Here is a 1114-nt window from a genome sequence, read left to right on the forward strand (position 1 = left end):
GAGTGCGAGGCCGGTTTCCAATGGAAGCCGGTCTCTAATTTGTCTCACAGTCACATCGAGTAACTCTGAGGGCGTTCCATTCATACACCCAATTTGTAACCATGAATTGCTATATATGTATCAGCTGACAGCGATTCTATTTTTATGAATCAGGTTGCCTATCCCACATTTTTTGTATATCTACACTTCGGAAAACTACTGCACCCAAGAAATTCTCCTCTTTTTCCTTTTTTCAGTACCATAGGGCTGCCACATTTACTACATGTCCCATGATTACTGATAGTAGTTTCAAAATTAATAGTCCTAACCTGCTCCGCCGGCTTAACAGCTGCTGAATTTAATTCAAGGATAAAATCAATTAACTCATCCCGGTCCACCAGTCTAACACTCCCTTTTTGTGCTAGCTCTCTGGCTGCTTTCGTGAAAAAGCTATTCGTAACGACCCAGGCTTCATCTGCCCTATAATATGACTTCGCCCCGATAACTTCTTGAACTGCCTTAATCCCGACATCCTTAGAATACCGCTTAGCTTGGGCAACGATCTTTTTCCCATCCTTTTTCAGCACTAAATCTGCGCCATAGTCACCGCTGGCACTCGTTACTTCCACCCCATACCCTCTAGATAGATAAAGTTCCTTTAAATAATATTCAAACTGAATGCCATCCATAGAATCGATTTCCTCAATTCTAGAATTTCGCAGCCGTTCTTTTGCTCTTTTTCTCTTGTTTGAAGCTATGACAACCATTACAATCATTGTCACACCCACAACCACCCCTGTTACAAAAATATTTTTTGTAATAAATAAGGAAGCGCTGGCTACTATTAAAAGGATTAAATTTATAGCCTCATCTATTTTTCGTTGTTGTTTCTTTGTTCTTCTCATACCATAATCCCCCCCTTTATAATCAATCTCTCCTACTATTCTACCATTTTTCACCAGCCAACAACTGACCATCCTCGACATATTAGAATAATTTCTTGTTAATTAAACGTTTAGTTAAATGTGTGACGAGCCCTTTTAAAAAACGAACTTTGGTATCATTTCAAGAAAGTTTCTTGTCGGAGAAAAGAGAAATTTTTATGATCCCTAATGTGAGCTAAAGATCTTTTTTT

General features: G+C 38.8%; 1 protein-coding gene. It reads right to left on the bottom strand.

Annotated features, from left to right (window positions below; genetic code table 11):
- Positions 1-158: 158 nt before the first annotated feature.
- Positions 159-884, bottom strand: coding sequence for a restriction endonuclease (locus tag CHI06_RS27865; protein WP_257009491.1), 726 nt, complete (start codon positions 882-884; stop codon positions 159-161).
- Positions 885-1114: the final 230 nt, after the last annotated feature.

Source organism: Bacillus sp. 7884-1, from assembly GCF_002272245.1.
In the GTDB taxonomy this organism is placed as follows: Bacteria; Bacillota; Bacilli; order Bacillales; family Cytobacillaceae; genus Neobacillus.